This is a genomic window from Rhizobium sp. Nf11,1, assembly GCF_050587665.1.
Taxonomy (GTDB): Bacteria; Pseudomonadota; Alphaproteobacteria; order Rhizobiales; family Rhizobiaceae; genus Rhizobium.
Map to the genome: position 1 here is coordinate 23,684 of NZ_JBOBHU010000013.1, position 24,389 is coordinate 48,072.

Consider the following 24,389-nt stretch of genomic DNA (forward strand, 5'->3'; position numbering starts at 1 on the left):
AAACCCTTGTTTTGCGAGTCGAATCTCGGATGCCCCGGCCGCAGCTTGGCGAGAGGCGGCGCCACCTGCTAGATGTGGCGGGCAACGAGGAATGAGCGAGTCGCATCGTGAACGGATGTCGGCCGCGGAGGCGTGACATGGAAAGACCGGAACTGCCGATCGGCTTGCCTGAGGATATCGAAGAGAAGAAGACGGCCGCCCGCAACTGGTTCGAAGGACTGCGCGATACGATCTGCGCCTCCTTCGAATCCCTCGAAGACGAATTGCAGGGCCCCCTTTCCGATCAGGAACCCGGCCGCTTCGTCGCCAAGAATTGGTCGCGTGAAAACGGCGCCGGCGGTGGCGGCCGCATGTCGATGATGGAAGGCCGCGTCTTCGAAAAGGTCGGCGTCCATACATCAACGGTCCATGGCGAATTTTCTCCGGAGTTCCGGGCCCAGATACCGGGCGCCAAGGACGATCCGCGTTTCTGGGCTTCGGGCATCTCGCTGATCGCCCATCCCGTCAACCCCAATGTTCCCGCGGTGCATATGAACACCCGCATGGTGGTGACAACAAGCCGCTGGTTCGGCGGTGGCGCCGACCTGACGCCGGTGCTGTCGCGCCGCCGCACTCAGGAGGACGAGGACAGCCAGCTCTTCCATAAGGCCATGGAGATCGCCTGCCGCAATCACGCCGTCGCCGATTACCACGCCTACAAGGCCTGGTGCGACGACTACTTCTTCCTCAAGCACCGCAACGAGCCCCGCGGCATCGGCGGCATCTTCTATGACTGGCTGCATTCGAGCCAGGAAGCCGGCGGCTGGGACGCCGATTTCGCCTTCACGCGGGATGTCGGCAGGGCTTTCGCCATGGTCTATCCGAAGATCGTTCGCTCCAACTTCAACAAGCTATGGACGGAAGCCGATCGTGACGAACAGTTGATCCGCCGAGGCCGTTACGTCGAATTCAATCTGCTGTATGATCGCGGCACCATCTTCGGCCTGAAGACCGGCGGCAACGTCGAATCCATTCTCTCGTCGCTGCCGCCTGTCGTGCGATGGCCGTGAGACTGTAAAATCTCATTGATAATTCGAGCTGAGGGACCTTCATAAAAATTCAGTGAGTCCTAACTTTATATGTACGTGCGTAACAATCGGAGGAGGATTGTCATGACGACAGAAAGCGGCTCGCCTGCGTCCACGGATGCCCAGGAAACATTCCGTGCCATCGACACACCCGAGTTCCTTGTCCGCATTGCCGAGAAACTGCGGGCCAAGAGTGGCTCCGATCTGCCGCTGTGCTGCTTCATCGAGCAGGTCAAGTTGCAATTGGCTGGCGGAAAGTCGCCGGAGGATCTGCAGAAGGACGCAGCCAACAGCAACACGCCCGGCCATCTCTCGGAGACCTACAAAGCCTGGGCGATGCCTGACTGAACCACCTTGTCCGGTCGCCACCTCCGGCCGGCCGGAACCTTCTCTTCGCACGTACATTTCATCAATCGCGTGAAAGCGCGATGGCCGTTGCGTTCCAGACAGAGGAGAAAACCATGCGACTGTTCGAATGCGGCACGCTCGTTCCCGGCTGCGCCTGGCACACCCGGGCGGATAATGACGCAGAAGTGGTTCGCCGCACCGTTGAGCACTTGAAGACTGCTCACGGCGAAACGATCATACGCGAAAACATGGTTGATAACATCAAGGCACGCATCCGTGACGAAGCCACCGCCGCCTGACGGCCCGTGAGCGAGTCCTGGCAACAACCATTGAAGCTGCGCCGCATCCATCCGATGCGGCGCGATGTGGGCTATTGCGCACTTTCCTTCAGCCGGGCGAGCAGGGCCGTTCGGTCGGACGTGAAATTTTCTTCCACCCACTGGTTTTCCAGCACCGCAAGCAGTTCGCCGACGCGAGGGCCGGAGGCGACGCCCGCCGCGAGCACGTCGCCGCCGTTCAGAGGAAACTGCGGCTTCTTCCAGTTCGCGGCCTGATCCATGAGCTTGCCGAGCCGCGCTGAACGCGCCATCTCGGCTAGATCGCCCTCAGCCTTGCCACGCGCAACAGCAAGAGCAAGCTTCAACCGGGTCACGATGCCGTCGAGGCCGTTACGGTAAAGCAGCCTTTCGAAAGCAGCCGGCGAGATTTCATCGTTGACCGGCGCCGCCATCGCCCAGGCCTTGAGAGTGGCCGCTTCCGCATTGGAGAGTTTCAGCCGGGCCGCAAGCGCCTCCAGCCGCGCCGCATCGGGCGGTACGATCGCCATCAGGCGCAGCAGCGGATCAGGCGCCCAGTCGAGCGCCCTCTCGGTGGCGACAAGCGAAGGGATGGCATCGATCCCCCAGCGTTCCGATTCCGGCAGAATTTCCGTCAACACCGCCACCTGCCGCATCCAGAGAAGTGCCCGGCCGGGATCGGCAGCACCGAGCAGTTTTCTGAGCTCCGACCAGACGCGTTCGGCCGACAGCGTCTTCAGTTTCGAACGCGCGGCCGCACAGGCCCTCAGACCCTCCGCATCGGGCCGCCCGGAGCCGTAATAGGCAAAAAAACGGAAGAAGCGCAGAATGCGCAGATGGTCCTCGGCAATACGCCTTGCCGCATCGCCGATGAAGCGGATGTTGCGCGTTTCGATATCGGCCAGTCCGCCGACGAGATCGACCACTTCGCCGTCGGCATCTGCGTAGAGCGCGTTGATTGTCAGGTCCCGGCGTTCGGCATCGGCCTTCCAGTCGGTGCTGAAGGCAACCTTGGCGTGGCGCCCGTCGGTCTCGACGTCGGTGCGCAGGGTCGTCACCTCGAAAGGCTTGCCATCGACGACGAGCGTCACCGTGCCGTGCTGCAGTCCTGTCGGCACCGCCTTGACGCCGGCCGCCGCCGCCCGCTCCATGACGATTTCAGGCCTCAGTGTCGTGGCGATGTCGATATCGCTGACCGGCAGGCCCATCAGGCTGTTGCGCACCGCACCGCCGACCACTCGACCTTCCCCCTTATCGGCATTGAGAAGCGCAAGGACCCGGGCGAGAGCCGGATCGCGGAACCATGCCTGGTCGGCAACGCCGGTCATGCATAAAGCCTTTCATAGAGCGTGCGGACGATGCCGGCGGTGATGCCCCAAATCATCCGGGTTTCATAGGGCATGCGGTAGAAATGCCGGTCGATGCCGTCGATCACGCGCCTATCGCGGCGGTGATTGGCCGGGTTCATCAGGAAGGAAAGCGGAACCTCGAACACGTCGTCCACCTCGGCCGGGTTGAGCCTCAGCGCGAAACCCCGCTCGACGACGCCGAGCACGGGAGTAATGCGGAAACCGGTCGAGGCGAGATAGTTCGGCAACCTACCGACCGTTTCGACGAAAGAACCGGCCAAGCCGATCTCCTCCTCCGTCTCGCGGATCGCCGCCATTTCGGGCGAGATATCGGCCGGATCGATCGAGCCGCCGGGAAAGGCGATCTGGCCGGAATGTTTGCGCAGCGTCGCCGTGCGCTTGGTGAAGATCACACGCGCTTCCTCGCCGTCGTCGATAACAGGCACGAGCACGGCGGCGTCGCGCAGCTTGAAGGTCGCCACCTCCTCCACGATATCCGGATTGAGAACATGGTCGCCATGATCGCGCCAGGCATGGTCCACCGGCCCGCCATTCTGATTGAACGCACGGCGGCGGAATTCGGCTGCTGAAAACAGCGGATAACGTTGGGTGATCGCATCGTTCATCGGCTAAGCGCATCCAATTCATCGGCCGGCATGACGGGGAAGACCTCGCCGGCGGAGCAGATTGCAAACATCGTCTGCCCTTCCACTTCGACCGTCTCGCCCAGCGCGACCAGTTCATACATCACCGCGCGTGACACCAGCGCCTCCAGCCGCCCGCGCACATGCAGGTAGGGTTTCAGTTCGGCATTCTCGCCCGCAATGGAAAAGCGTAGCCGATGCTCTCCACCCGCCTCGACGACATCACCGACATTGGTGCGGAATGTGAGCACCTGGCGACCCTCGCGCACAGTCACGCTCATCTCCACAGCGATGAACGGCGCGTCGATGACCCTGATCCCGACCTTTTCCACAGGAGTTACGAGGTAAGTCTTTTCGTCCTCCTCTTTGCGCAGGACCGTCGAAAACAGCCGCACCAGCGCCGGCCGGCCGATCGGCGTACCCATGTAGAACCAGGTGCCGTCGGCCCTGATCTCCATGTCGATATCACCGCAGAAAGGCGGATTCCACCGCTCGACCGGTGGTAACCCGCGTTTTTTACTGCTGTTTTCAGCAGAGGCGCGTGAGATCAGCGCGGCAAGCCCCGCCGCATCCGCCTGTCCGCTGATTTCTTCGGCTGCCATTCTTCCGTCCCGGTTTGTCCTTAACGAAGTGAAGTCACGAGATAGTCATTCGTAACGAACTTGTCAGCCCGTCGCATCTCCATAACTCTATCGAGTATGAGGCAGATGTATAAGTCCGCCGATTCGCTGCCGAATGATTTCAGCCGTTGGAGATGCCCATGGGTATGATGAAGACCGAAGCCAGCCTCGATGAAAAGGCGATCGTTGCCGCCGCTGAAAGGGCGCTCTCCGATATCGCCGCCATCCGCGGGGAAGTCTCGAAAGTGATCTTCGGTCAGGAAAGCGTCGTCGAGAACACCATTCTCGCTGTGCTGTCAGGCGGTCATGCCCTGCTCGTCGGCGTTCCCGGCCTTGCCAAGACCAGGCTGGTGACGACGCTTGGCGAGGTGCTGGGCCTTGCTGCCAACCGCATCCAGTTCACACCCGACCTGATGCCTTCGGATATTCTCGGCTCCGAGGTGATGGACCAGGACGATAGCGGCCGCCGTTCCTTCCGTTTCATCAAAGGCCCGGTCTTCGCCCAGCTCCTGATGGCCGACGAAATCAACCGCGCCTCGCCGCGCACCCAGTCGGCACTTCTGCAGGCGATGCAGGAATATCACATCACCATCGCCGGCCAGCGCTATGACCTGCCGGCGCCCTTCCACGTGCTCGCCACCCAGAATCCGCTGGAGCAGGAAGGCACCTATCCCCTACCCGAGGCCCAGCTCGACCGCTTCCTGCTGCAGGTCGACGTCAACTATCCCGAGCTCGCCGCCGAGCGACAGATCCTGCTCGAGACCACAGGCCTCGGTGAAACCCGGCCGGAAGCCATCATCGATGCGCAGCGGCTGATCGAAATCCAGACCCTGGTGCGCCAGATGCCGGTGAGCGAGACGGTCGTCGACGCCATCCTTGCGCTGGTGCGATCCGCCCGCCCCGGCCAGGGGAATGCCTCGACCGACAAGAACGTCGCCTGGGGTCCGGGCCCGCGCGCCGGCCAGGCGATGATGCTCTGCGCCCGCGCCCGCGCGCTCTACGAGGGCCGCCTCGCCCCGTCTCTCGACGATATCTTCGCGCTCGCCGAACCCATTCTCCAGCACCGCATGGCGCTGACTTTCGCCGCCCGCGCCGAAGGCATGTCGGTGCGCGACGTCATCGCCGGACTGGTCAGGCAGGCAAAGGGATAAGGAAGCCGGACGCGTGGCATCTATCGGACAGACCGTTAACCCGACGTCAGGCAGCGATGCCCTTTCCCGCGCCAGGCAGCGGGCCGCCCTGATGCCGGACTGCCTGGTGGAAGCCAAGCGCATCGCCAATACGGTGATTGCCGGCTGGCACGGCCGCCGCAAGCGCGGCATCGGCGAGAATTTTTGGCAGTTTCGTCCCTATGCCGAAGGTGAAAGCCTGTCGCGCATCGATTGGCGCCGCTCCGCCCGCGACGATCATACCTATGTGCGCGAGCGCGAATGGGAGGCAGCGCACACCATCTGGCTCTGGTGCGACATGTCGCCCTCGATGATGTACAAGTCGAGCTACGGCAGCGTCTCCAAGGAAAGCCGAGCGCTTGTTGTCATGCTGGCGCTTGCCGAAATCCTCGCCCGCTCCGGCGAACGCATCGGCTGCCCCGGCATCATGGAACCCGCCTCCACCCGCAATGCCGCCGAACGCCTCGCAGCCGCGCTCATGCACGCGCCGCTGACCGGCGGACTGCCGGAAACCGGAATGATCCGCGGTTGGAGCGACCTCGTGCTCATCGGCGATTTCCTCGACGACGCTCCTGATATCATGGAGCGGCTCGGCCCGCTTGCCCGCCGCGGCCTGCACGGCCATGTGGTCGAGATAGCAGATCCCGCTGAAGAGATCTTTCCCTATAGCGGCCGCACCGAATTCATCGACCCGGAGACCGGCGCCAAGCTCATCTCCGGCCGCGCCGAACACATCCGCGAGACCTATCGCAACGCCTACCTCGCCCGCAGGGAGAGCCTCGGTCAGTCGCTGCGGCATCTCGGCTGGACCTTTACGACCCACCGCACCGATCATCTTGCCTCGGAGGCGCTGGTTGCGGTCCACATGTACCTGTCCGGCATGCCGGCCAAGGCAACGCATGGAGGGCTGCTATGAACGCCCTTCCCTTCGCTTTCGCTTATCCCGCCATTCTCGGCGCCCTGATCGCCCTGCCGGTCATCTGGTGGCTGTTGCGGCTGACACCACCACGTCCGAAAACGGAAGTCTTTCCACCGCTGAAAATCCTTGCGTCGGTGCTGAAACGCGAGGAAACGCCGGCGCAAAGCCCCTGGTGGCTGACGCTGCTGCGCATGCTGCTCGCCGCCATCATTATCCTTGCGATTGCCGATCCGGTCTTCAACCCGCGCACCAATTCTCTGGCCTCGGGCGGCCCGCTCGTCCTCTTCGTCGACAACAGCTGGGCGGCATCGCCCGATTGGGAGCGGCGCGTCCAGACCGCCGACGCGCTGGTGGACGATGCCGAATCCGCGGGCACGCCGGTAGCGATCGCCTTCACCGCCGATCCGACCAATGATGCGGTGCCCGGCACGGCAGCGAGCGCCCGCGACAAGCTGCGGGCTGCCGAGCCGCGGCCGCTGGTCCCCGATCGCGAGCGCGCCTTCCAGGCGCTGCGCGCGGCGCTCAACGGCGTCAAGCCCGGCACCCTCGCCTTCCTGACCGACGGTGCCGCCGCCAAAGCCGATGATCCGACGGTGCGCAGACTCGCCGAGCTCCAGCCCGCTGATCTGCGCCTGATCGAGGGCGATGCCACTAAGACGGTTGCCGTCACCGCGGCCAGCAATGCGGCCGATGCCATGACCGTCAAAGTCACGCGGCTCGACAGTTCGCGCCCCGCATCCGTGGCGCTGAACGCCGTCGATGCCCAGGGCCGCTCGATTGCCAACGGCAGGGTGGATTTCCGTCCCGGCCAGAGCGTCGCCACGAGTTCGATCACCGCTCCCTTCGAGATGCGCAACGATTTCGCCCGCATCAGCGTCGACGACGGCGCGACGGCAGGCGCGGTCCACCTTCTCGACGATGCGTTCAAGCGCCGCCGGGTCGTCCTGCTGTCCGGTACCGGAGCCGATGAATTCCAGCCGCTGCTCTCGCCGCTCTACTACATCCAGCGGGCGCTGCAGCCCTATGCGGATATCATCCAGCCCACCGACTCCGATCTGGCCGTCGCCATACCGAAGCTTCTCGCCAGCAATCCTTCGATCATCATCATGGCCGATATCGGCCGCCTGCCGGAGGAGACCTACGAACCTCTGACACGCTGGATATCGAACGGTGGCATGCTCCTGCGTTTTGCCGGCCCGCGCATGGCGGCGGCACCTGCCGACGATCCGCTCATTCCCGTCATCCTGCGCCAGGGAGAACGGGCGCTGGGCGGCACCTTGTCCTGGAGCGAACCGCAGTCGCTGGCCGAATTTCCGAGCATCGGGCCTTTCGCGGGCATACCGCGTCCCGCAGATGTGGTCGTCAAACGGCAGGTGCTTGCCGAGCCGACACCCGACCTTGCCGAACGCACCTGGGCAAGCCTCGCCGACGGCACGCCGCTGGTGACGATGAAGCAGCTGGCATCCGGCCAGATCGTCCTCTTCCACGTCACCGCGGAAGCGACCTGGTCCGATCTGCCGATCTCTGGCACTTTCGTCGATATGCTGCGTCACCTCCTGCAGATATCGCGCTCAGGCGGTGTGACGTCTGAGGCGCGCAGCAGCGCGCGTGTCTCCGAGACCCTTCCGCCCTACCGCATGCTGACGGCCAAGGGTGTGCTCGTTTCCGAGACTGGCTCGGCGCGACCTCTGATCCCCAGGGCCGGAGCCGAACCGACGGCGAGTTTCGACAATCCGCCTGGCCTCTACGGTTCGGAAGACGGTTTCACCTCATTGAACGTGCTGCCCGAGAATGCCGAACTGAAGCCGCTTGATACCGCTGGAACCAATGCCGTCCGCGAAGGCTTGATTGGCGGCGAAAGCTGGTCGGCAAAGCCGGTTCTTTTCCTCGTCGCCTTTCTGCTGCTGCTCGCCGACAGCCTGGTCGTTCTCTTCATGAACGGCGCTTTTTCGCGATTGCGCCCGGCCGCCAGCACAATGGGCGTGATCGCAGTCGCGGTCGGTGCCGGCTTCCTGCTGCAGCCCGGCACACTTCACGCCAACGACTCCCGGCCCGGCGACGACCTCATTCTGGAGCGGCTTGACAACACGCATCTCGCCTATGTCGTCACCGGTGAGCAGGAAGTCGACAATATATCCGAGCGCGGCCTTGAGGGCTTGACTCAGTTCCTGACCTTCCGCACGACGCTGGAGCCGGCGCCGCCCGTCGGGCTCGACCTCACCAAGGACGAGCTCACCTTCTATCCGATCATCTATTGGCCGGTTTCGGCAACGGCGCCCATGCCGTCATCGGCCGCCATCAGCCGCATCGACGCCTATATGCGCAACGGCGGCACCGTGCTCTTCGATACGCGCGACCAGATAAGCGCCTTGGACAATGGCGGCAATGTCGGCGCCAACGGTCAGCGGCTGCAGGAAATCCTCGCCAACCTCGATATCCCGCCGCTCGAACCGGTACCCTCGGATCACGTGCTGACCAAATCCTTCTATCTCTTGTCGAGCTTTCCCGGCCGCTATGCCGGCAGCCCGCTTTGGATCGAGGCCCGGCAAGGTGGCCGCGAAGCGACCGAAAAATCGGCGGCGACGGCCGACGGGGTTTCGCCGATCCTGATCACCGGCAATGATTTCGCCGGCGCCTGGGCAGTTGACGAAAACGGCACGCCGATGTTGCCGACCGTGCCCTCGGATGAAGCGCAGCGTGAATATGCCTACCGAGCCGGCGTCAATATCATGATGTACATGCTGACCGGCAACTACAAGACCGACCAGGTCCACGTTCCCGACCTCCTCGAACGGTTAGGGCAATGAGATGACCTTCGATTTTTCACCCTTCCTGCCCTGGCCTGTTCTGGCCGCACTGGCCGCCGTCAGCGCTCTCATCGCCGCCATTGCGATCTGGCGCGGCATTCGCGGCGCCTGGATCAGGACACTGGCCGCCCTCGCCCTGTTGACCGCCCTTGCCAATCCCGTACTGCTGCAGGAGGATCGGGATCAGCTGTCGACAATCGTCCCCGTCATCGTCGACCGGAGCCAGAGCCAGCAGACGCCCGAGCGCACGAAGATGACCGATGACGCGCTTGCGGCATTGAAAGGGCAGCTTGCCCGCTTCCCCCAGATAGAACCCCGCTTCGTCGACGTCGAAGGCGACATCAATTCCGACGTTCCGTCCACCCGCCTCTTCGAGGCGCTGGCAGCCAACATCGCTGACGTCCCTTCCGCCCGCATCGGCGGCGCCATCATACTGACAGACGGCGAAGTCCATGATGTCCCGGCCGCCAATCAGGCGCTTGGCTTCGATGCGCCGATCCATGGTCTCGTCACCGGCAAGCCCAAGGAATTCGACCGTCGCATCGAAGTCATCAAGGGACCGCGCTTCGGCATCGTCAACGAGGAGCAGCAGGTCGTCCTGCGCGTCTTTGACGATGGTCCGAGCCCCGGCGGCACGGCCGAGGTCACGGTGAAGCTGAACGGCGACGAGATCGCTACCTTGCAGGCAACGCCCGGTCAGGATACGCCCTTCTCCTTCAAGGTTCCGGGTGGCGGCAGCAATGTGCTCGAATTTTCCGTCGCCGAGCTTCCCGGCGAAGTCACCGCCGCCAACAACCGTGCCGTTCATGTCATCGATGGCATCCGCCAGAATCTGCGCGTTCTGCTGGTCTCCGGCGAGCCGCATGCCGGCGAGCGCGCATGGCGCAACCTCCTGAAATCCGACGCCTCGGTCGATCTCGTTCACTTCACCATCCTGCGTCCGCCGGAAAAGCAGGACGGCACGCCGATCAACGAGCTGTCGCTGATCGCCTTCCCAACGCGTGAACTCTTCATCGACAAGATCAAGGATTTCGACCTGATCATCTTCGATCGCTATCAGGATCGCGCCAACGTGCTGCCGATGCTTTACTATGACAACATCGCCCAATACGTGGAGAACGGCGGCGCGCTGCTGATTGCCGCCGGCCCGGAACATGCGAGCCCGGAGTCGATCGCGATGACGCCGCTCGCCTCCGTGCTGCCGGCAGAGCCGACGGGCCGGATGATCGAGAAGGCCTTCTATCCTCGACTCTCCGAGGAAGGGCGTAAGCATCCGGTCACGCGCGGCTTGGACGGCTCCGGCGAGGACCCGCCGCATTGGGGTCGCTGGTTCCGCAGCGTCGATGTCGAACGGCCGCAGGGCGAAACGATCATGGTTGGCGCGGACAACCATCCGCTGCTGGTGCTGAACCGTGCCGGCCAGGGCCGTGTCGCCATGCTGCTTTCCGATCAGGGCTGGCTCTGGGCGCGCGGCTTCGAAGGCGGCGGTCCAAATGTCTCGCTGTATCGCCGCATCGCTCATTGGCTGATGAAGGAACCAGCGCTCGAGGAAGAAGCGTTGACGGCGCGCGCCTCCGGCCGAACCCTTGAAGTCACCCGCCAGACAATCGGCGACAATCCTGGCAACGCCACCGTGCGTTATCCCTCCGGCAAGACCGAAACCTTGCCGCTCACCCAGACAGAACCCGGGCTTTACAAGGCCGAGAAACGCATGAACGAGGTCGGCCTCTTCGAAATCCGTAACGGCAAGTTATCGACGCTTGTGCACATCGGCGCTGTCGATGCGCCGGAATTCAAGGCGATGATCTCGACGACCGATGTGCTGAAGCCTGTCGTCGAGAGGAGCAAAGGTCTCGTGACCCGCGTCGCAAGCGAAAAGGGCGCAATCAGCATTCCGCCGATCCTGCCGGTGCGCGGCCAGGTCCGCGTCTCCGATAACGAGCGAATGATGATCCGCATGACAAACGAAACGGTCCTGAAGGGAATCAACACGCTGCCGCTCTTTGCCGGTTTCGCCGGCGTCGGCATCCTGCTGCTCGCTTTCGGCGCCATGTGGTGGCGCGAAGGGCGATAGTCGCATGCCGGAGTTCGAGCTCACGGCATCGCCTTCGGCTGTGGAACTCGCGGCAATCACCGATGCGCTCTCGGCCTTCAATAACAGCGATGTCGGCCCTTCGGACCGCCAGCCGCTCGCCGTCCTCATCCGCGATACCGACGGCAAGGTGACCGGCGGCCTGTCGGGCTTTACCGCCTGGGGCTGGCTCTTCATCCAGTTGCTTTATATCCCCGATACGCTGCGCGGAACGGGCATAGCCGGCAAGATTCTCGCAAAAGCGGAAGACGAGGCCAAGGCGCGAGGATGCCGTGGCGCCTGGATCGATACCTTCAACCCGCAGGCTCTCCGCGCCTATCTGCGCCAGGGTTATGAAGTCTTCGGCGAGCTTGAAAATTTCCCGGAAGGTCGCACCCGCAGCTTCCTCCGGAAAAAGCTCTGATCATCCGCGCCAGGCGATCATACCTTTCAGCCGCTCATGCACACCCTCGGCCATCGGAACGACCAGCACCCGGCCCGGATCGACGGGGCCTGGAAAGGCAAGCGCGTTATAGGCCACCTTCTCGAAGCCAAGCGGACCGTAATAGGGCGGATCGCCGACGAGGATGACGGCTTCCGAACCCTTGCGCCGCGCAGCTTCCACCGCGATCCGCACCAGTTCCCTGCCGATACCTATATTTTTGTGCGAGGGTCGAACGGCAAGCGGGCCAAGAAGATGCCCCTTCACCGTGCCGGCCAGCACCGGCGTCATGCGCACGGAGGCGATCGTCTCGCCGTCGTCAGCACAGATGAAGGAAAGCGACAGGTCATGCGGCCCCTGCTCGCGGATACGCGCGGCAGCCCGCGCGAAGCGGCCCGGACCGAAGGCTTCTTCATTGATGTGTTCGATGGCGGCGTCGTGGGACGCGTCTTCGGTGAGGTAGACGAGATCGTGCTTGTACATGATGACAGAAACCGGTTGGACAGATTGATGGGTCTCGAACACGCCCTTGGCGTTCGGAGCATCAGCGTCGTCGCAGGTTTCTGGAAATGAACATCAGGCAGGTGTTCCTCAAATCGTGAAAAGGCCGATAGCAGGAAAAATTTCCGCCGTCCAACGCAAAATGCACACCCGAGCCTGCTGGCGTCGGGGGCGTAACGCACTGTTCAATCTTTACTGCCTGCAAAGCCCCACTATCTCAGCTAACGTCAATTCCAACATGGCAACCAGGGAATGAATCATGGGAATGCTTGTGGACGGCGTCTGGCATGACGTCTGGTACGACACGAAGGAAAGCAAGGGCCACTTCAAACGTCAGCCCTCGCAATTTCGCAACTGGGTGACAGCAGACGGCGAGGCTGGACCTTCCGGAAGCGGCGGCTTCAGGGCCGAGGCAGGGCGGTATCATCTTTATGTCTCTCTCGCCTGCCCCTGGGCGCATCGCACCCTGATCTTCCGCAAGCTGAAGAAACTGGAGGACCTGGTCTCGGTTTCTGTCGTCGACCCACTAATGGCCGAAAACGGTTGGGAATTCAAAGTGGGCGGCGGAGCTACTGGCGATCGCCTCTACGGCGCGGCCACCCTCTGGCAAATCTATGCCAAGGCCGATCCGCATTATTCCGGCCGTGTCACGGTTCCCGTCCTCTGGGACACGCAGACCGGCACGATCGTCAACAACGAGTCGGCCGAGATCATCCGCATGTTCAACAGCGCCTTCGACGGGCTGACGGGCTCGAAGACCGATTTCTACCCGGAGGATCTGCGTGCCGAGATCGACGCGCTGAACGCCACCGTCTACGACACTGTCAATAACGGCGTCTACAAGGCGGGCTTTGCCACAACTCAAGAAGCTTACGAGGAAAATGTCGTCAAATTGTTCGAAACACTCGACATTCTCGACGAACGCCTGGGCAGGGGCCGTTACCTTTTCGGCGACAGATTGACCGAGGCCGATTGGCGCCTCTTCACCACGCTGGTGCGTTTCGATCCGGTCTATGTCGGCCACTTCAAGTGCAACATCCGCCGCATCGCCGATTATCGCAATCTGCCCGGCTATCTCAGGGATCTCTATCAAACGGCGGGCGTTGCCGAGACGGTAAACCTGCAGCACATCAAGCAGCACTACTACCGCAGTCACAAGACGATCAACCCGACCGGCATAGTCCCCGCCGGCCCGGCGCTCGATCTCGACAGCCCGCATGACCGCGCTACAGCGCCGCGCGTCCTTTTAGACGCGCAAAGGACGACGCTGTAGAACTTTAAATTGCTGCATAATTTACTCTTAAATCGATTCCGATTTAAGAAATTATGCAGCGGGCTAAATGCAGCCTGAAGCTTCTCACCAGCGATGGTCAGGCTCCTGCTCGCCCCGAAGCTCGGCGAGGCGGCGATACGTCGCCTCGGTCGTGCCCTCGGGCAGGCTGTCGAGCGAAAAGAACCCGCTGTCGGAAATCTCCCAATCCGGCGGCCGCGGCGCCGTCTGCTCGACGGTTACGCGATAGAATACGACGTGGTCGCGCCGGGTGGTCGTGGTGTTGAAATAGACTTGGACCAGCTGCGGTTTTCCGATGATTCTGAGGTTGCCCTCCTCGCGCAGTTCCTTGACCAGCGCTTCTTCGGCCGTCTCATTGCGCTCCAGCCCGCCGCCGGGCATATGCCAACCACCGACATAGCTGTGGCGCACGAGGAAAATCCGCCCGTCCTTATCGAAACAGGCGGCCCTAACGCCCATCGTCATGCCGCGGGCGAAGGAGAAATAGACATGCAGGAGGCGCAAGGCCAGCCTGATGTGAGGAGGCCGCTTCTCTTTATCCACCATCGTCCCGTTTCGGCTCTTCATCGCGCCGGATGTGTTTGATTTGTCAATAAGCTGGTCTATGTCTCGTAGCATGTTCAAGCTCGCGCATATTTCCGACGTCCACCTCGGACCGCTGCCCCGTCTTTCCGTTCAAGAGCTGTTTTCAAAACGCATAACCGGCTTTGTGAACTGGCATCGAAATCGACGCAAGCACCTTTTCGCCAGCACGCTGGATCTGCTGCTCGATGACATCCGCGCCCATCAGGCCGATCATTTGGCCGTCACCGGCGACCTCGTCAACCTGGCGAGCGGCATCGAGATCCGCGCCGCCGCCGCCTGGCTGCGTGCGCTCGGCGATCCCGCCGACACCTCGGTCGTTCCAGGCAATCACGACGCCTATGTGCCGGGTGCCTATGAGAAATCGATGCGCGCCTGGTACGATTATGTCCGCGGCGACCTCGCCTCGCCGCAATGGCAGGAAGACCGCCGCATCTTTCCCTATCTACGTGTCCGCGACAAAGTTGCGATCGTCGGCTGCTCCACGGCAGTCGCCACGCCCCCTTTCGCCGCCTCCGGCTTTTTCAGCGCTCGCCAGGCCCGCGATACGGTGAACATGCTGCGCGCGGCCGGCGAAGCCGGTCTCTTCCGCGTCGTCATGATCCATCATCCGCCGATCCGCGGCGCCACCGCCTTTCACAAACGCATGATCGGCATCCGTCGCTTCGCGGCCGTGATTTCGACCGGCGGCGCCGAGCTCGTGTTGCACGGCCACACGCATCTGAACACGCTCCACTGGCTGCGCGGCCAGGTGCAGCCGGTGCCGGTCGTCGGCATCGCGTCGGCCTCGCAGGGACCGGGCAGCATTAAGCCGCCGGCCGCCTACAACCTCTTCTCCATCGACGGCTCTCCGGGCGCCTGGGAACTCACCGGCGAGCGCTTCAGCCTGAACAGGACAGGCGATGCGATGATGTCGGAAAGCGTCGATATTTTCGCCCCTTAGCGCTGACTTCCGACTCTTTTTATGCGGCACTTGAATCAATCTCGGAAAGCGCTTCGCCACCGTCGCAACATTTGTCATGGAGGCGGCCTACCCTCTTGGTATTTTTACCGGTAAGCGTACAATCCGACCGACTGCATCGCCTCAGAACGGAGCCGCCAATGACTTCCCCCTTCCATCGCCTGTGCAGAACAACACTTGCCGCCGGCTTTGTACTCGGCATGGCGAGCGCCGCCTTCGCGGTCGGCGACAGCAACGACGACACCAATCCGCCGCCGAAGACCCAGACGACCAAAACCTGCACCGGCGGCAAGGTCTGGGACAAGCAGAAGAAGGAATGCGTCACCCCGAAGAAGAACAGCTTCAACGATGACGATCTCTACAAGTTCGCCCGCGAGTTTGCCTATGCCGGCCAGTATGAGAACGCCATCGCCGTGCTCAATCTTGCCCATAATCAGAACGACCCGCGCGTTCTGAATTATCTCGGCTATGCCAACCGCAAAGCCGGCCGCATGGAGCTTGGGATGTCCTATTACCGCAAGGCATTGCAGGCGGATGAGAATTATATTCTCGCCCGCTCCTATATGGGCATGGCACTGGTGGAACAGGGAGACATCCAAGGGGCTCGCGTCCAGCTCGTCGAGATTCGCGACCGCGGCGGCGAAAACACCTGGGCTTACCGCGCTCTGCTGCAAAGCTTGAACGGTTACAGGACATATTGACGCAAGCTTTGCGGGCTAGATTAGGAAAACCCCTTGGGAAAGGGGATAAGATGACCGAATGCTTGCGAAGTGCAGTGGATTTGCTTCATAAAGAGCCTGCATCTCCGGTGCCGACAAAGCCGGTTTCGCGTCCGATGCCGAAGCTTTCGTCCGCGAAACCATTGTGAATGCTTCTTGGATAGACAATGCGTCAGCCCGCAACGACCATCGACCTCCGGCGTGATCTCGTCGGCCTTCTGCCCCACCTTCGCCGCTTCGCGATCACGCTCGCGGGCGAAGCTGGCGTGGCCGACGAACTTGTCCAAGCCGTTTGTCTGCGTGCCATTGCCAAGGGCCATCAGTGGAATGGCGAGGGCCGACTGGAAAGCTGGATCTACACGCTTGCCCGCCAGCAGTGGACGGAGGACAGCCGCAAGCGGAAGCCGAAGGCGTCGGCACGCGGCAACGTAACCGACATCAGAGAGGCTGCCCGTGAACGCTCGGCCCCGGTCGATCCCGACGCCATCCATCGCATGATCGCCGAAATGCCGGACGGTGTTTCCTCGATCTTCCTGCTCGTCGATGTCGAAGGCCACAGCTATCAGCAGGCGGCCGAGATCATGGGCATTTCGACGGCAAGCGTCGTCTCCCAGCTTGCCACCGCAAGGCTGCATTTCGCCGGGCTTGCCGGCACCCACCCCATCCACAGGTACTGAATTGCTCGATCTTAGGAAATTGCCGCTCGAAGCCCAGCTCACCGCCCTTCTCGACGGCGAGGTCTCTCCCGAACAACGGCACGAACTGGAACAGCGCCTGGCAACCGACGAGAATGCGCGCCGTCTGCATGAAAAGCTGCGTCATGGCGCCGATTTCGGCCGCCGCCGCCTGGACGATGTCCTGAAGGAGCCGGTGCCGCTCGCCCTCGTCCGCTCGATCAAGAGCACGCAGCCGCCAAAGACGCCGATCGCCCAGCGCGCCATGCGCCCCCAGGTGAAACTGGCCCCGAGCGGCCCGCAGGCGCTGGCAGCCGCTCTTATCCTCTTCGTCGTGGGTTGCGGCATCGGCTATTTTGCCGGCACCACCCCGGATGCCGACGAGATCGCCACCACGACCGCCACGGCGCCCGCCAATACCAACAACTGGCTCGGCGACGTCACAGCCTATCAACGCCTGCTGATCCGCCAACCCCGTCACCTCGTCGAAGTGCCGGCATCGCAGGCCGAAGAAATCTCCAGCTGGCTGACGACCGTCATCGGCGTGCCTTTCCGTGTTCCGGATCTCAGCGCCGAATCCTGGACCTTCCAGGGTGCCCGCGTCATTCTCGGCGACAATCGCCCCGTCGGTCAGCTCGTCTATTCCAACAGCGACGGCGATATAATCTCCATCTGCTTCCGGAAGGACGCGCAGCCGCCTGAGTCCGACGACTTCAAGGAAACGATCAAGGACGAGATTGGCCTGGTCACCTGGCACAATGCTGGCACCTCCTACGTTCTCGCCGGCCCCTCCGCCGAAGCCACCCTCGGCCAGCTTGCCATGAAGATTGCCACGGCGATTTGATTGCCGCCTGTCGTATGAGGGTGAGTGATTACCGCCAGCGGAGCTGAGGCGGTAAATGGCAAAATCGACCATCAGCATCAGCCGCCCCCTCATCCGCCTGCCGGCACCTTCTCCGCTGGGGAGAAGGGATATGCCGCAACGTCTGGCTCCCTCTCATTCGTAAGAGGGCGCCGAAGGACGGTAGGCCGCCACTCGCTCTCTCTCCCCAGCGGGGAGAAGGTGCCCGTAGGGGCGGATGAGGGGGCCACACGGCCATTCGCTGCTTTCGCTTAGCGAAGACGCAACGAAATCAACCTAATCATCAGGCCGCGCCGACGATCGCGGTCTGAACCCTTCGCAGATCAAGCCCTGCCAGCCTTCACTTCGAGCACTCGGTTGGCAGCCGAAACGATCGCCTCCAGCGATGCCGCGACGATGTTGGTATTGATGCCGGCGCCGAAGAGCTTGCCGCCGGGATAGGAGGTCTCGACATAGGAGATCGCCGCCGCGTTCGAGCCGTGCTGCAGTGAATGTTCGGAATAGTCCTCGACCGACATCTCGATGCCGAGATAATGCGACAGTGCGTTGATGAAGCCGTCGATCGGGCCGTTGCCGCGCCCTTCGATGCGCTTGATCTCGCCATTGTCTGTGATTTCAGCTGCAACGATCCGCTGGCCCTTGCGCTCGGTGTCGGGATAGGTGTGGTGGTCGACGAACTTGAGGCGCGCCTCGGGCTGCGTCACGTAGCGCTCGATGAAGCGGTCGTAGATGCGCTTCGAGGGAAGCTCCTTGCCCTCCACGTCGGTGATGCGCTGGATATCCTCACGAAATTCGACCTGCAGGTTGCGCGGCAGGTTGAGTCCGTAATCCTGCTGCAGGATATAGGCGATGCCGCCCTTGCCCGACTGCGAGTTGATGCGGATGATCGCCTCGTAGGAACGGCCGACGTCGCGCGGATCGATCGGCAGATACGGCACTTCCCAGACCGGATGGTTGGCGACCTGTGCCGCCTTCATGCCCTTGTTGATCGCATCCTGATGCGAGCCGGAGAACGCCGTATAGACCAGCTCGCCGACATAAGGGTGACGCTCGGCAATCGTCATCTGGTTCGAATATTCGAACACTTCCTTGATGCGCTCGATGTTCGAGCAGTCGATCCCGGGATCGACGCCCTGCGTGAACATGTTGAGCGCCATCGTCACGACGTCGACATTGCCGGTGCGTTCGCCATTGCCGAACAGCGTGCCTTCGACGCGGTCGGCGCCTGCCAGCAAGGCCAGCTCGGCGGCGGCAATGCCGGTGCCGCGGTCGTTGTGCGGATGCAGCGAGACGATCAGGTTCTCGCGATTGTCGAGGCTGCGGCACATCCATTCGATCTGGTCGGCATAGACGTTCGGCGTCGCCATCTCGACGGTGGACGGCAGGTTGATGATGAGCTTGTTGTCCGGCGTCGGCTTCACCACCTCGATGACGGCGTTGCAGATCTCCAGCGCCACTTCCAGCTCCGTACCGGTGAAGCTCTCGGGCGAATATTCGAAACGGTAGCCGCCGCCGGCCTTGGCCGCCATGTCGGTGATCATCTTGGCGGCATCGACGGCGATCTGTTTGATGCCCTGCACATCCTTGGCGAAAACGACACGACGCTGCAGCTCGCTGGTCGAGTTATAGAAATGCACGATCGGCCGGTTCGCGCCTTCCAACGCTTCGAAGGTGCGGGTGATGAGCTCCGGGCGGCACTGTACCAGCACCTGCAGCGACACGTCGGCGGGCACGTTGCCCTCTTCCACGCACCAGCGGGCGAAATCGAAATCCGTCTGCGAGGCGGAAGGGAAACCGATCTCGATTTCCTTGAAGCCCATCTCGAGCAGCAGATGGAACATGCGGGCCTTGCGGTCGTGGCCCATCGGGTCGACCAGTGCCTGATTGCCGTCGCGCAGGTCCACCGAGCACCAGACCGGCGCCTTGGTGATAGTCTTCGTCGGCCAGGTGCGGTCGGGAATGTTCACCTGCGGATAGGGCCGGTATTTCACCGCGGCATCAGGCATGCCTTTTGCGGAGGATCGGCTGGTGGTGTTGTCCATTATCTTGTCTCCTCGTCCCGGCATTTGCCCCGCCTCTTAGCCGATCGCATCGGCCTTGGCGATAAACAAATGCGGACCTTCGTCGGTCGTTAGGTCAATTTTGAAAGTCAATCGCGAGGAGCGATGCCGGGCGGGCTTTCGGCCGCCGGGCGCTCCTCAACGGACCCGGCAACCGCGCGTAAGGCCGAGGAGAAGAAGCGAGGTCACGGCGCTCGAGACGTCACGCAGGGCGATACGGCCGCGTGCAATCGTATCGGAAATCTTGGCGCCAGAGGTCTTCATGGCCGCGCTTATAGCGTTGGGCGGTGAAACTGGCAAGCCCTCTCGGCGCGCCGGCTTTCCGTTACTTCTGCCGAGCGCGATCTTTCGACATCTTCACCAGCCGCGACAGCGCCAGCATCAGCCCGCCGGCGATCAGTCCCCAAAAGGCACCCGAGATGCCGGCGAAGGAAACGCCGGATGCAGTGACGAGGAAGGTGATCGCCGCCGCCTCGCGCGATTCCTGCGCCTGGAAAGCCGACATCGCCGAGGATGAGAAGGCCCCGACCAGCGCCAGCCCCGCCACCGCCTCGATCAGAATGGGCGGCGCCAAGGCGACGAAGGCCGTGACCGCGCCGGCGAGCAGCCCGAGGATCACGTAACCGACGCCGGCGATCAGCGATGCCCAATAGCGCCGCTTGGGATCGGCATGCGCGTCATGCCCGGCGCACATTGCCGCGGTGATCGCCGCCAAGTTGACGGCATGGCCGCCGAAAGGCGCCGACAGCAACGAAAAGAAGCCGGTGACGGCGAAGAGCGGACCTGGCTTCGGATCATAGTGATTGACTTTTAGGACGGCAATGCCGGGAATGTTCTGCGAGGCCATGGTGACGATGAAAAGCGGCAGCGCGATCGAGATGAAGGCCGCGAGGGTGAATACCGGCCGCACGAGTTCCGCCGTCGGCACCAGCGATCGTTCGAGCGAGGCGAAAGCGCCGTCGGGAATGTCGACGCCGAAGGCGAGCACCAGCACGAAGGCGGCGAGTGCGGCCGGCACCGCCCAGAGCCGCTTGAAGGCGCCGACGACGATCCAGGAAATGACGATCGGCAGACCGAGCAGCGGATTGAAGCCGATCGCCTTCACCGGCGCAAAGCAGAGGCCGATCAGCACACCTGATAGCATCGCATTCGCGAGCGGCGCGGGAATGGCGGCGACCGCCCGGCCGAGCGGCTTGAACAACCCGGCAATGATGATCAGCACGGCGCAGATCAGGAATGCGCCGACCGCTGCATTGAAGCCGCCCTCGATTGCGCCGGTGCTTGCGAGCAGCGCCGCCCCCGGCGTCGACCAGGCGATGCTGATCGGCAGTCGAGTCACGGCGCTGAGCACGATCGCGCAGACGCCCATGGAGATCGACAACGCCATCAGCCCCGAAGCGGCCTGCGCATCCGTCGCACCCACCGCCTGCAACCCGTGCAGCACGACGGCGAAGGAACTGGCGGAGCCGACGAAAGCGGTAAGCAGACCCATGAACAGGGCCTGGACGGAAAAATCTTTGAGCATGGCGGACTCTGAGCTGCTGGAATGGCGCATGGAGCATGATGGTTGGCGCCCGCGCAAGTCCAGATTGAGGGCTTTCCGTCCAGCCCTACCGGTCAATGACCGCAAGCATAACCGAAATCAAGACGCCCTCGCCTGCGGTCGGCAAGCAAGGGCGTTTCGAAGGTTTCGGTCGAGAAAACTCAGATGTCGGCTTGCGACGTCACGATGCGCGAGACAAGGCCATAGTCCTTCGCCTCTTCGGCCGAGAGCCAGTAGTCGCGATCCGTGTCCTTGGCAATCTTCTCGAGCGGCTGGCCGGTGGCCTCCGCCATAATCTTGTTCAGGCGCTCGTTCATCTTGATGATCTCGCGTGCCTGGATCTCGATGTCGGACGCCATGCCGCGCGTGCCGCCCGACGGTTGGTGCAGCAGGAAGCGCGTGTTCGGCAGGCACAGGCGTCTCTCCCTGGGAGCCGCGACATAGATCAGCGCGCCGGCCGAAGCGACCCAGCCGGTGCCGATCATCCAGACCTTCGGCTTGATGAACTTGACCATGTCATGGATGGAATCGCCGGATTCGACGTGACCGCCGGGCGAATTGACATAGATGCGAATGTCTTCGTCGCTGGCCGCAGCAAGTGCAACGAGTTGCGAGCAGACCTTCTGCGCCAGTTCCTGGTTGATCGGTCCATAGATGAAGATCGAACGCGACTTGAAAAGATTCGCCTCCGTTTCCTTGCCGAGCGGCAGTTCCTTCGTCTTGTCGTCCTGTTCTTCGTCGTTCATTCGAACCTCTCGGAGATGAATTCGGGTTCCTCGCACATAGTGCGACTCAATGCCTAAAACAATGCGGGAAAAACACAAGGCACCGAAGCGGTGGAGATATCCTTAAGAAGCCGCGCACTGTTCCGCAAGCCTTACTGAAATGTAACGGTGGAAGGCTTTGAAAAGCCGGAATCGGTTCCTACCTCACCTCTCACATGGCAATCGCCAAAAGAGATCAACAGGAGACCGGACATGTCACCGGAAGAACGCCAATTGCTGACCGCCCTCTTCGACCGCGTGCGCACCGCGCAAGCCCAGCCGCGCGACCGCGAGGCCGAAGCTCTGATCGACCAGGCGACGCGCGAGCAGCCGTCCGCCACTTACTATCTCGCCCAGGCCGTCATCGTGCAGGAAAAGGGGCTGGAAGCGGCCGCCAACCACATCAAGGAACTTGAGGAGCGCGTCCGGCAGTTTGAAGCCGGAGCCAGCGAGCACCGCCAGGCCGAACAGGGCGGCGGTTTCCTGAGCTCAATCTTCGGCAACACCCAGACGCAGCAGCCCGCGCCTGTCCCCTCCAACCCCGGCCCCTGGGGGCAACCGTCTCGCGCTTATGACGAGCCGCGCGGCTACGATCGCCAGACGCCGCAGCAGCCCACCGGCCCCTGGAGTCAGCAGGCCTACGCGCCGTCTGCCGGCGGCAGCTTTCTGCGAGGCGCGCTCGGCACGGCCGCGGGCGTTGCAGGCGGCATGTTGCTTGCCAACTCCCTGAGCGGCATTTTCGGCAACCACATGTCCTCGCTCGGCTGGGGCTCACCCTTCGGCGCCAACCCCTTCGGCAATGCAGCCGCCCCGACTGAAGAAACCATCATCAATAATTATTACGGCAACGACGACGTCCGTCAGGCCGCGGATATTGCCGGCAATGACAATGACGACAACCTGCAGCAGGTCGATTACGATGACGGCGATGATTATAGTGATGATTCGTCTGGCGACGACGTCACGGATGTTTGAGGTCTAACGAGCAGAAATGGGCGGCAGTTTGTAATCAATTGCCGCACTGTCTCCCGGCCCTTCGCTTTAAGCTCAGGGCGTTCGTCGCTGCAATCGATTCACTGGATCGATTGCTCGGGCTTTGCCCGACGCTCCTCACCCACGTCCACGATAGGTGGCGACACCCTGCTCCGGCAGCCACACACCTTCCGGTGGCTTGCCCGTCTGCCAGAAGACGTCGATCGGAATGCCACCGCGCGGATACCAGTAAGCGCCGATCCTCAGCCACTTGGGGTCGAGCAATTCGACGATGCGCTTGGCGATGTAGATCGAGCAATCCTCGTGGAAGGCGCCGTGATTGCGGAAGGAAAACAGGAAAAGTTTCAGCGACTTCGATTCCACCAGCCATTCGCCGGGGATGTAGTCGATGACGATATGGGCGAAATCCGGCTGCCCCGTCATCGGGCAGAGAGAGGTGAACTCCGGCGCGGTGAAGCGCACGACATAGTCGGTGCCGGCATGATTGGCCGGCACTTTCTCCAGCACCGCCTCTTCCGGCGATTTCGCGGTTTCGGTTTGCTGACCCAGCATCGACAGGCTGGAAACATCGGTATTCGGCATCATGCCTCCTTGATGACTTTGACGCGGATGCCATGGGCCTTTTCGCCCTCCGGCTCCACATGAATGGCTATTTTGGCGCCCTCATGCACCGCTCTGATGGCATCCTCAAGGCGGTCGCATATATCATGCGCCTGGCGCACGGACATAGTGCCGGGCACCACCATGTGAAAATCGATGAAAGTGACGGTGCCTGCGCGCCTCGTCTTCAGGTCATGCACGCCGATCGAACCCGCCGCATGGGTGGCGATCGCCTGCTTGATCGCTTCCTCTTCCTGCGGCTCGACCGCCTGATCCATCAGACCGCTGATCGATTGCGAGATCACTTTCCAGCCTTGATACAGGATGTTGATCGCAACCAGAATGGCAAGAACCGGGTCGAAGATCGCATAACCCGTCGCCAACGCCATCAGCAGGCCGACAAGCACGCCGACGGATGTTACCACATCCGACATGATATGCTGCCCATCCGCCGCAAGCGCCGCCGAGCGATGTTTGCGTCCGGTCCGGATCAACAGCTGCGCCCAGACTGCATTGATGAGGCCGGCGGCAATATTGATCGCAAGGCCGAGCACCGGCGCATCGAGCATACGCGGTTCCGCGAGATAACCGATCGCCTCCTTGACGATCAGCAGCGCGGCGACGACGATCAGCACGCCTTCGGTCACGGCGGAGAGATATTCCGCCTTGTGATGGCCGAAAGGATGGTCGTGATCGGCCGGCTTCTGCGCGTAGCGGATGACGAAGAAGGCGATGAAGGCGGCCACGACGTTGACCGTCGATTCGAGCCCGTCCGACAGCAACGCCACCGATCCGGTCACCCACCAGGCCATCATCTTCAGGCCCATGACGCCGAGGGACAGCGGAATACCCCACATCGCCAGCTTTTGAACAGTAAGATCGCCGTTGTCGCTCATATCGTCCTCCTGCGGTTGCGAATGAATTGCAGGGTCCAAGCCATTGAAATGCAAAACCGCCCACGCGAATGTCGCGCAGGCGGCCCAGTTGCGGCTGATATGGGCGATGATGGAGGATTTGTCAAAGAGAATGAGGGGTCCCTTCACAGCCAGTGGTCGCTTCCCGACGGGAAGCAGTGCCGGCACCCGATACGCGATCCTCTACAGCGCC

At 62.3% G+C, this 24,389-nt stretch carries 24 protein-coding genes; 14 read left to right on the top strand and 10 right to left on the bottom strand.

Translation table 11 applies throughout. The features are described from left to right. The first annotated feature begins 137 nt into the window (after positions 1–137). The 3 genes from hemF to ACQ7C1_RS19545 all read left to right on the top strand — a co-directional run bounded on the left by hemF (position 138) and on the right by ACQ7C1_RS19545 (position 1,714). The gene (gene hemF, locus ACQ7C1_RS19535; RefSeq protein WP_430959498.1) at positions 138–1,049 is read left to right on the top strand and encodes an oxygen-dependent coproporphyrinogen oxidase; all 912 of its coding nucleotides are present in this window, start codon (positions 138–140) and stop codon (positions 1,047–1,049) included. A 102-nt stretch (positions 1,050–1,151) separates the two neighbouring features. Next, on the top strand, positions 1,152–1,415 hold the full coding sequence (locus ACQ7C1_RS19540; protein WP_085778925.1) for a hypothetical protein: 264 nt from the start codon (positions 1,152–1,154) through the stop codon (positions 1,413–1,415). A 113-nt stretch (positions 1,416–1,528) separates the two neighbouring features. Then, the gene (locus ACQ7C1_RS19545; RefSeq protein ID WP_430959499.1) at positions 1,529–1,714 is read left to right on the top strand and encodes a DUF1059 domain-containing protein; all 186 of its coding nucleotides are present in this window, start codon (positions 1,529–1,531) and stop codon (positions 1,712–1,714) included. 71 nt (positions 1,715–1,785) lie between these two features. Here ACQ7C1_RS19545 and ACQ7C1_RS19550 read toward each other — a convergent pair whose 3' ends face one another. From ACQ7C1_RS19550 to ACQ7C1_RS19560, 3 genes are read right to left on the bottom strand one after another with little or no spacing between them, the layout of a single operon-like run. Continuing rightward, positions 1,786–3,039 (bottom strand): CCA tRNA nucleotidyltransferase, encoded by a 1,254-nt coding sequence (locus ACQ7C1_RS19550; RefSeq protein ID WP_430959500.1) that lies wholly within the window; start codon positions 3,037–3,039, stop codon positions 1,786–1,788. Continuing rightward, positions 3,036–3,686: a CoA pyrophosphatase gene (locus ACQ7C1_RS19555; RefSeq protein ID WP_097596961.1), complete on the bottom strand. Its 651-nt coding sequence runs from the start codon at positions 3,684–3,686 to the stop codon at positions 3,036–3,038. Before ACQ7C1_RS19555 ends, ACQ7C1_RS19550 begins: the two co-directional genes overlap by 4 nt. Then, positions 3,683–4,306, bottom strand: coding sequence for a DUF1285 domain-containing protein (locus tag ACQ7C1_RS19560; RefSeq protein ID WP_430959501.1), 624 nt, complete (start codon positions 4,304–4,306; stop codon positions 3,683–3,685). The genes ACQ7C1_RS19555 and ACQ7C1_RS19560 overlap by 4 nt, the downstream gene beginning before the upstream one ends. A gap of 158 nt (positions 4,307–4,464) precedes the next feature. On the opposite strand from ACQ7C1_RS19560, the gene ACQ7C1_RS19565 reads away from it, so the two are divergent. From ACQ7C1_RS19565 to ACQ7C1_RS19585, 5 genes are read left to right on the top strand one after another with little or no spacing between them, the layout of a single operon-like run. Then, the gene (locus ACQ7C1_RS19565) at positions 4,465–5,475 is read left to right on the top strand and encodes an AAA family ATPase (protein WP_430959502.1); all 1,011 of its coding nucleotides are present in this window, start codon (positions 4,465–4,467) and stop codon (positions 5,473–5,475) included. A gap of 13 nt (positions 5,476–5,488) precedes the next feature. Beyond that, the gene (locus ACQ7C1_RS19570; protein ID WP_183704718.1) at positions 5,489–6,409 is read left to right on the top strand and encodes a DUF58 domain-containing protein; all 921 of its coding nucleotides are present in this window, start codon (positions 5,489–5,491) and stop codon (positions 6,407–6,409) included. Next, complete coding sequence (locus tag ACQ7C1_RS19575; protein WP_430959503.1) at positions 6,406–9,219, top strand: DUF4159 domain-containing protein; 2,814 nt, start codon at positions 6,406–6,408, stop codon at positions 9,217–9,219. Before ACQ7C1_RS19570 ends, ACQ7C1_RS19575 begins: the two co-directional genes overlap by 4 nt. A gap of 1 nt (position 9,220) precedes the next feature. Continuing rightward, complete coding sequence (locus ACQ7C1_RS19580; RefSeq protein WP_430959504.1) at positions 9,221–11,293, top strand: hypothetical protein; 2,073 nt, start codon at positions 9,221–9,223, stop codon at positions 11,291–11,293. Positions 11,294–11,297: 4 nt separating this feature from the next. Continuing rightward, on the top strand, positions 11,298–11,714 hold the full coding sequence (locus tag ACQ7C1_RS19585) for a GNAT family N-acetyltransferase (RefSeq protein WP_183704712.1): 417 nt from the start codon (positions 11,298–11,300) through the stop codon (positions 11,712–11,714). Here ACQ7C1_RS19585 and ACQ7C1_RS19590 read toward each other — a convergent pair whose 3' ends face one another. Further along, positions 11,715–12,215: a GNAT family N-acetyltransferase gene (locus ACQ7C1_RS19590; protein WP_245362099.1), complete on the bottom strand. Its 501-nt coding sequence runs from the start codon at positions 12,213–12,215 to the stop codon at positions 11,715–11,717. A 277-nt stretch (positions 12,216–12,492) separates the two neighbouring features. On the opposite strand from ACQ7C1_RS19590, the gene ACQ7C1_RS19595 reads away from it, so the two are divergent. Further along, entirely contained in the window at positions 12,493–13,506 is a 1,014-nt protein-coding gene (locus ACQ7C1_RS19595; protein WP_183704708.1) for a glutathione S-transferase family protein, read from the top strand. Between the two features lie 84 nt (positions 13,507–13,590). On the opposite strand, the gene ACQ7C1_RS19600 is transcribed toward ACQ7C1_RS19595, so the two are convergent. Next, complete coding sequence (locus ACQ7C1_RS19600) at positions 13,591–14,070, bottom strand: NUDIX domain-containing protein (protein ID WP_085778936.1); 480 nt, start codon at positions 14,068–14,070, stop codon at positions 13,591–13,593. A 70-nt stretch (positions 14,071–14,140) separates the two neighbouring features. On the opposite strand from ACQ7C1_RS19600, the gene ACQ7C1_RS19605 reads away from it, so the two are divergent. The 4 genes from ACQ7C1_RS19605 (at position 14,141) to ACQ7C1_RS19620 (ending at position 17,304) form a co-directional block, all read left to right on the top strand. Then, on the top strand, positions 14,141–15,049 hold the full coding sequence (locus ACQ7C1_RS19605) for a metallophosphoesterase family protein (RefSeq protein ID WP_183704780.1): 909 nt from the start codon (positions 14,141–14,143) through the stop codon (positions 15,047–15,049). Between the two features lie 158 nt (positions 15,050–15,207). Beyond that, the gene (locus ACQ7C1_RS19610) at positions 15,208–15,768 is read left to right on the top strand and encodes a tetratricopeptide repeat protein (RefSeq protein WP_430959505.1); all 561 of its coding nucleotides are present in this window, start codon (positions 15,208–15,210) and stop codon (positions 15,766–15,768) included. Positions 15,769–15,953: 185 nt separating this feature from the next. Then, positions 15,954–16,463, top strand: a complete 510-nt coding sequence (locus tag ACQ7C1_RS19615) for an RNA polymerase sigma factor (protein ID WP_430959506.1) — start codon at positions 15,954–15,956, stop codon at positions 16,461–16,463. A 1-nt stretch (position 16,464) separates the two neighbouring features. Further along, complete coding sequence (locus tag ACQ7C1_RS19620; RefSeq protein ID WP_430959507.1) at positions 16,465–17,304, top strand: anti-sigma factor family protein; 840 nt, start codon at positions 16,465–16,467, stop codon at positions 17,302–17,304. A 341-nt stretch (positions 17,305–17,645) separates the two neighbouring features. On the opposite strand, the gene leuA is transcribed toward ACQ7C1_RS19620, so the two are convergent. From leuA to ACQ7C1_RS19635, 3 genes are all read right to left on the bottom strand, one after another. Next, a complete protein-coding gene (leuA, locus tag ACQ7C1_RS19625) occupies positions 17,646–19,364 on the bottom strand; it encodes a 2-isopropylmalate synthase (protein ID WP_430959508.1) in 1,719 nt (572 codons plus the stop codon). A gap of 343 nt (positions 19,365–19,707) precedes the next feature. Beyond that, positions 19,708–20,937: a benzoate/H(+) symporter BenE family transporter gene (locus ACQ7C1_RS19630; RefSeq protein WP_221112128.1), complete on the bottom strand. Its 1,230-nt coding sequence runs from the start codon at positions 20,935–20,937 to the stop codon at positions 19,708–19,710. Positions 20,938–21,086: 149 nt separating this feature from the next. Next, positions 21,087–21,671 (bottom strand): ATP-dependent Clp protease proteolytic subunit, encoded by a 585-nt coding sequence (locus tag ACQ7C1_RS19635; RefSeq protein WP_011426306.1) that lies wholly within the window; start codon positions 21,669–21,671, stop codon positions 21,087–21,089. Between the two features lie 231 nt (positions 21,672–21,902). Between ACQ7C1_RS19635 and ACQ7C1_RS19640 the strand changes: the two genes are divergently transcribed. Next, the gene (locus tag ACQ7C1_RS19640) at positions 21,903–22,664 is read left to right on the top strand and encodes a DUF2076 domain-containing protein (RefSeq protein WP_221112127.1); all 762 of its coding nucleotides are present in this window, start codon (positions 21,903–21,905) and stop codon (positions 22,662–22,664) included. Positions 22,665–22,799: 135 nt separating this feature from the next. On the opposite strand, the gene queF is transcribed toward ACQ7C1_RS19640, so the two are convergent. Further along, on the bottom strand, positions 22,800–23,264 hold the full coding sequence (gene queF / locus ACQ7C1_RS19645) for a preQ(1) synthase (protein ID WP_085778944.1): 465 nt from the start codon (positions 23,262–23,264) through the stop codon (positions 22,800–22,802). Next, a complete protein-coding gene (gene emfA, locus ACQ7C1_RS19650; protein WP_430959509.1) occupies positions 23,264–24,178 on the bottom strand; it encodes a CDF family cation efflux transporter EmfA in 915 nt (304 codons plus the stop codon). Before emfA ends, queF begins: the two co-directional genes overlap by 1 nt. Between the last annotated feature and the right edge of the window lie 211 nt (positions 24,179–24,389).

What these genes read in the sequence shown, in the direction of transcription:
- hemF (WP_430959498.1), top strand. Translation starts at nt 138, where the DNA reads ATGGAAAGACCGGAACTGCCGATCGGCTTGCCTGAGGATATCGAAGAG.
- ACQ7C1_RS19540 (WP_085778925.1), top strand. Translation starts at nt 1,152, where the DNA reads ATGACGACAGAAAGCGGCTCGCCTGCGTCCACGGATGCCCAGGAAACA.
- ACQ7C1_RS19545 (WP_430959499.1), top strand. Translation starts at nt 1,529, where the DNA reads ATGCGACTGTTCGAATGCGGCACGCTCGTTCCCGGCTGCGCCTGGCAC.
- ACQ7C1_RS19550 (WP_430959500.1), bottom strand. Translation starts at nt 3,039, where the DNA reads ATGACCGGCGTTGCCGACCAGGCATGGTTCCGCGATCCGGCTCTCGCC.
- ACQ7C1_RS19555 (WP_097596961.1), bottom strand. Translation starts at nt 3,686, where the DNA reads ATGAACGATGCGATCACCCAACGTTATCCGCTGTTTTCAGCAGCCGAA.
- ACQ7C1_RS19560 (WP_430959501.1), bottom strand. Translation starts at nt 4,306, where the DNA reads ATGGCAGCCGAAGAAATCAGCGGACAGGCGGATGCGGCGGGGCTTGCC.
- ACQ7C1_RS19565 (WP_430959502.1), top strand. Translation starts at nt 4,465, where the DNA reads ATGGGTATGATGAAGACCGAAGCCAGCCTCGATGAAAAGGCGATCGTT.
- ACQ7C1_RS19575 (WP_430959503.1), top strand. Translation starts at nt 6,406, where the DNA reads ATGAACGCCCTTCCCTTCGCTTTCGCTTATCCCGCCATTCTCGGCGCC.
- ACQ7C1_RS19580 (WP_430959504.1), top strand. Translation starts at nt 9,221, where the DNA reads ATGACCTTCGATTTTTCACCCTTCCTGCCCTGGCCTGTTCTGGCCGCA.
- ACQ7C1_RS19585 (WP_183704712.1), top strand. Translation starts at nt 11,298, where the DNA reads ATGCCGGAGTTCGAGCTCACGGCATCGCCTTCGGCTGTGGAACTCGCG.
- ACQ7C1_RS19590 (WP_245362099.1), bottom strand. Translation starts at nt 12,215, where the DNA reads ATGTACAAGCACGATCTCGTCTACCTCACCGAAGACGCGTCCCACGAC.
- ACQ7C1_RS19595 (WP_183704708.1), top strand. Translation starts at nt 12,493, where the DNA reads ATGGGAATGCTTGTGGACGGCGTCTGGCATGACGTCTGGTACGACACG.
- ACQ7C1_RS19600 (WP_085778936.1), bottom strand. Translation starts at nt 14,070, where the DNA reads ATGGTGGATAAAGAGAAGCGGCCTCCTCACATCAGGCTGGCCTTGCGC.
- ACQ7C1_RS19605 (WP_183704780.1), top strand. Translation starts at nt 14,141, where the DNA reads ATGTTCAAGCTCGCGCATATTTCCGACGTCCACCTCGGACCGCTGCCC.
- ACQ7C1_RS19610 (WP_430959505.1), top strand. Translation starts at nt 15,208, where the DNA reads ATGACTTCCCCCTTCCATCGCCTGTGCAGAACAACACTTGCCGCCGGC.
- ACQ7C1_RS19615 (WP_430959506.1), top strand. Translation starts at nt 15,954, where the DNA reads ATGCGTCAGCCCGCAACGACCATCGACCTCCGGCGTGATCTCGTCGGC.
- leuA (WP_430959508.1), bottom strand. Translation starts at nt 19,364, where the DNA reads ATGGACAACACCACCAGCCGATCCTCCGCAAAAGGCATGCCTGATGCC.
- ACQ7C1_RS19630 (WP_221112128.1), bottom strand. Translation starts at nt 20,937, where the DNA reads ATGCGCCATTCCAGCAGCTCAGAGTCCGCCATGCTCAAAGATTTTTCC.
- ACQ7C1_RS19635 (WP_011426306.1), bottom strand. Translation starts at nt 21,671, where the DNA reads ATGAACGACGAAGAACAGGACGACAAGACGAAGGAACTGCCGCTCGGC.
- ACQ7C1_RS19640 (WP_221112127.1), top strand. Translation starts at nt 21,903, where the DNA reads ATGTCACCGGAAGAACGCCAATTGCTGACCGCCCTCTTCGACCGCGTG.
- queF (WP_085778944.1), bottom strand. Translation starts at nt 23,264, where the DNA reads ATGCCGAATACCGATGTTTCCAGCCTGTCGATGCTGGGTCAGCAAACC.
- emfA (WP_430959509.1), bottom strand. Translation starts at nt 24,178, where the DNA reads ATGAGCGACAACGGCGATCTTACTGTTCAAAAGCTGGCGATGTGGGGT.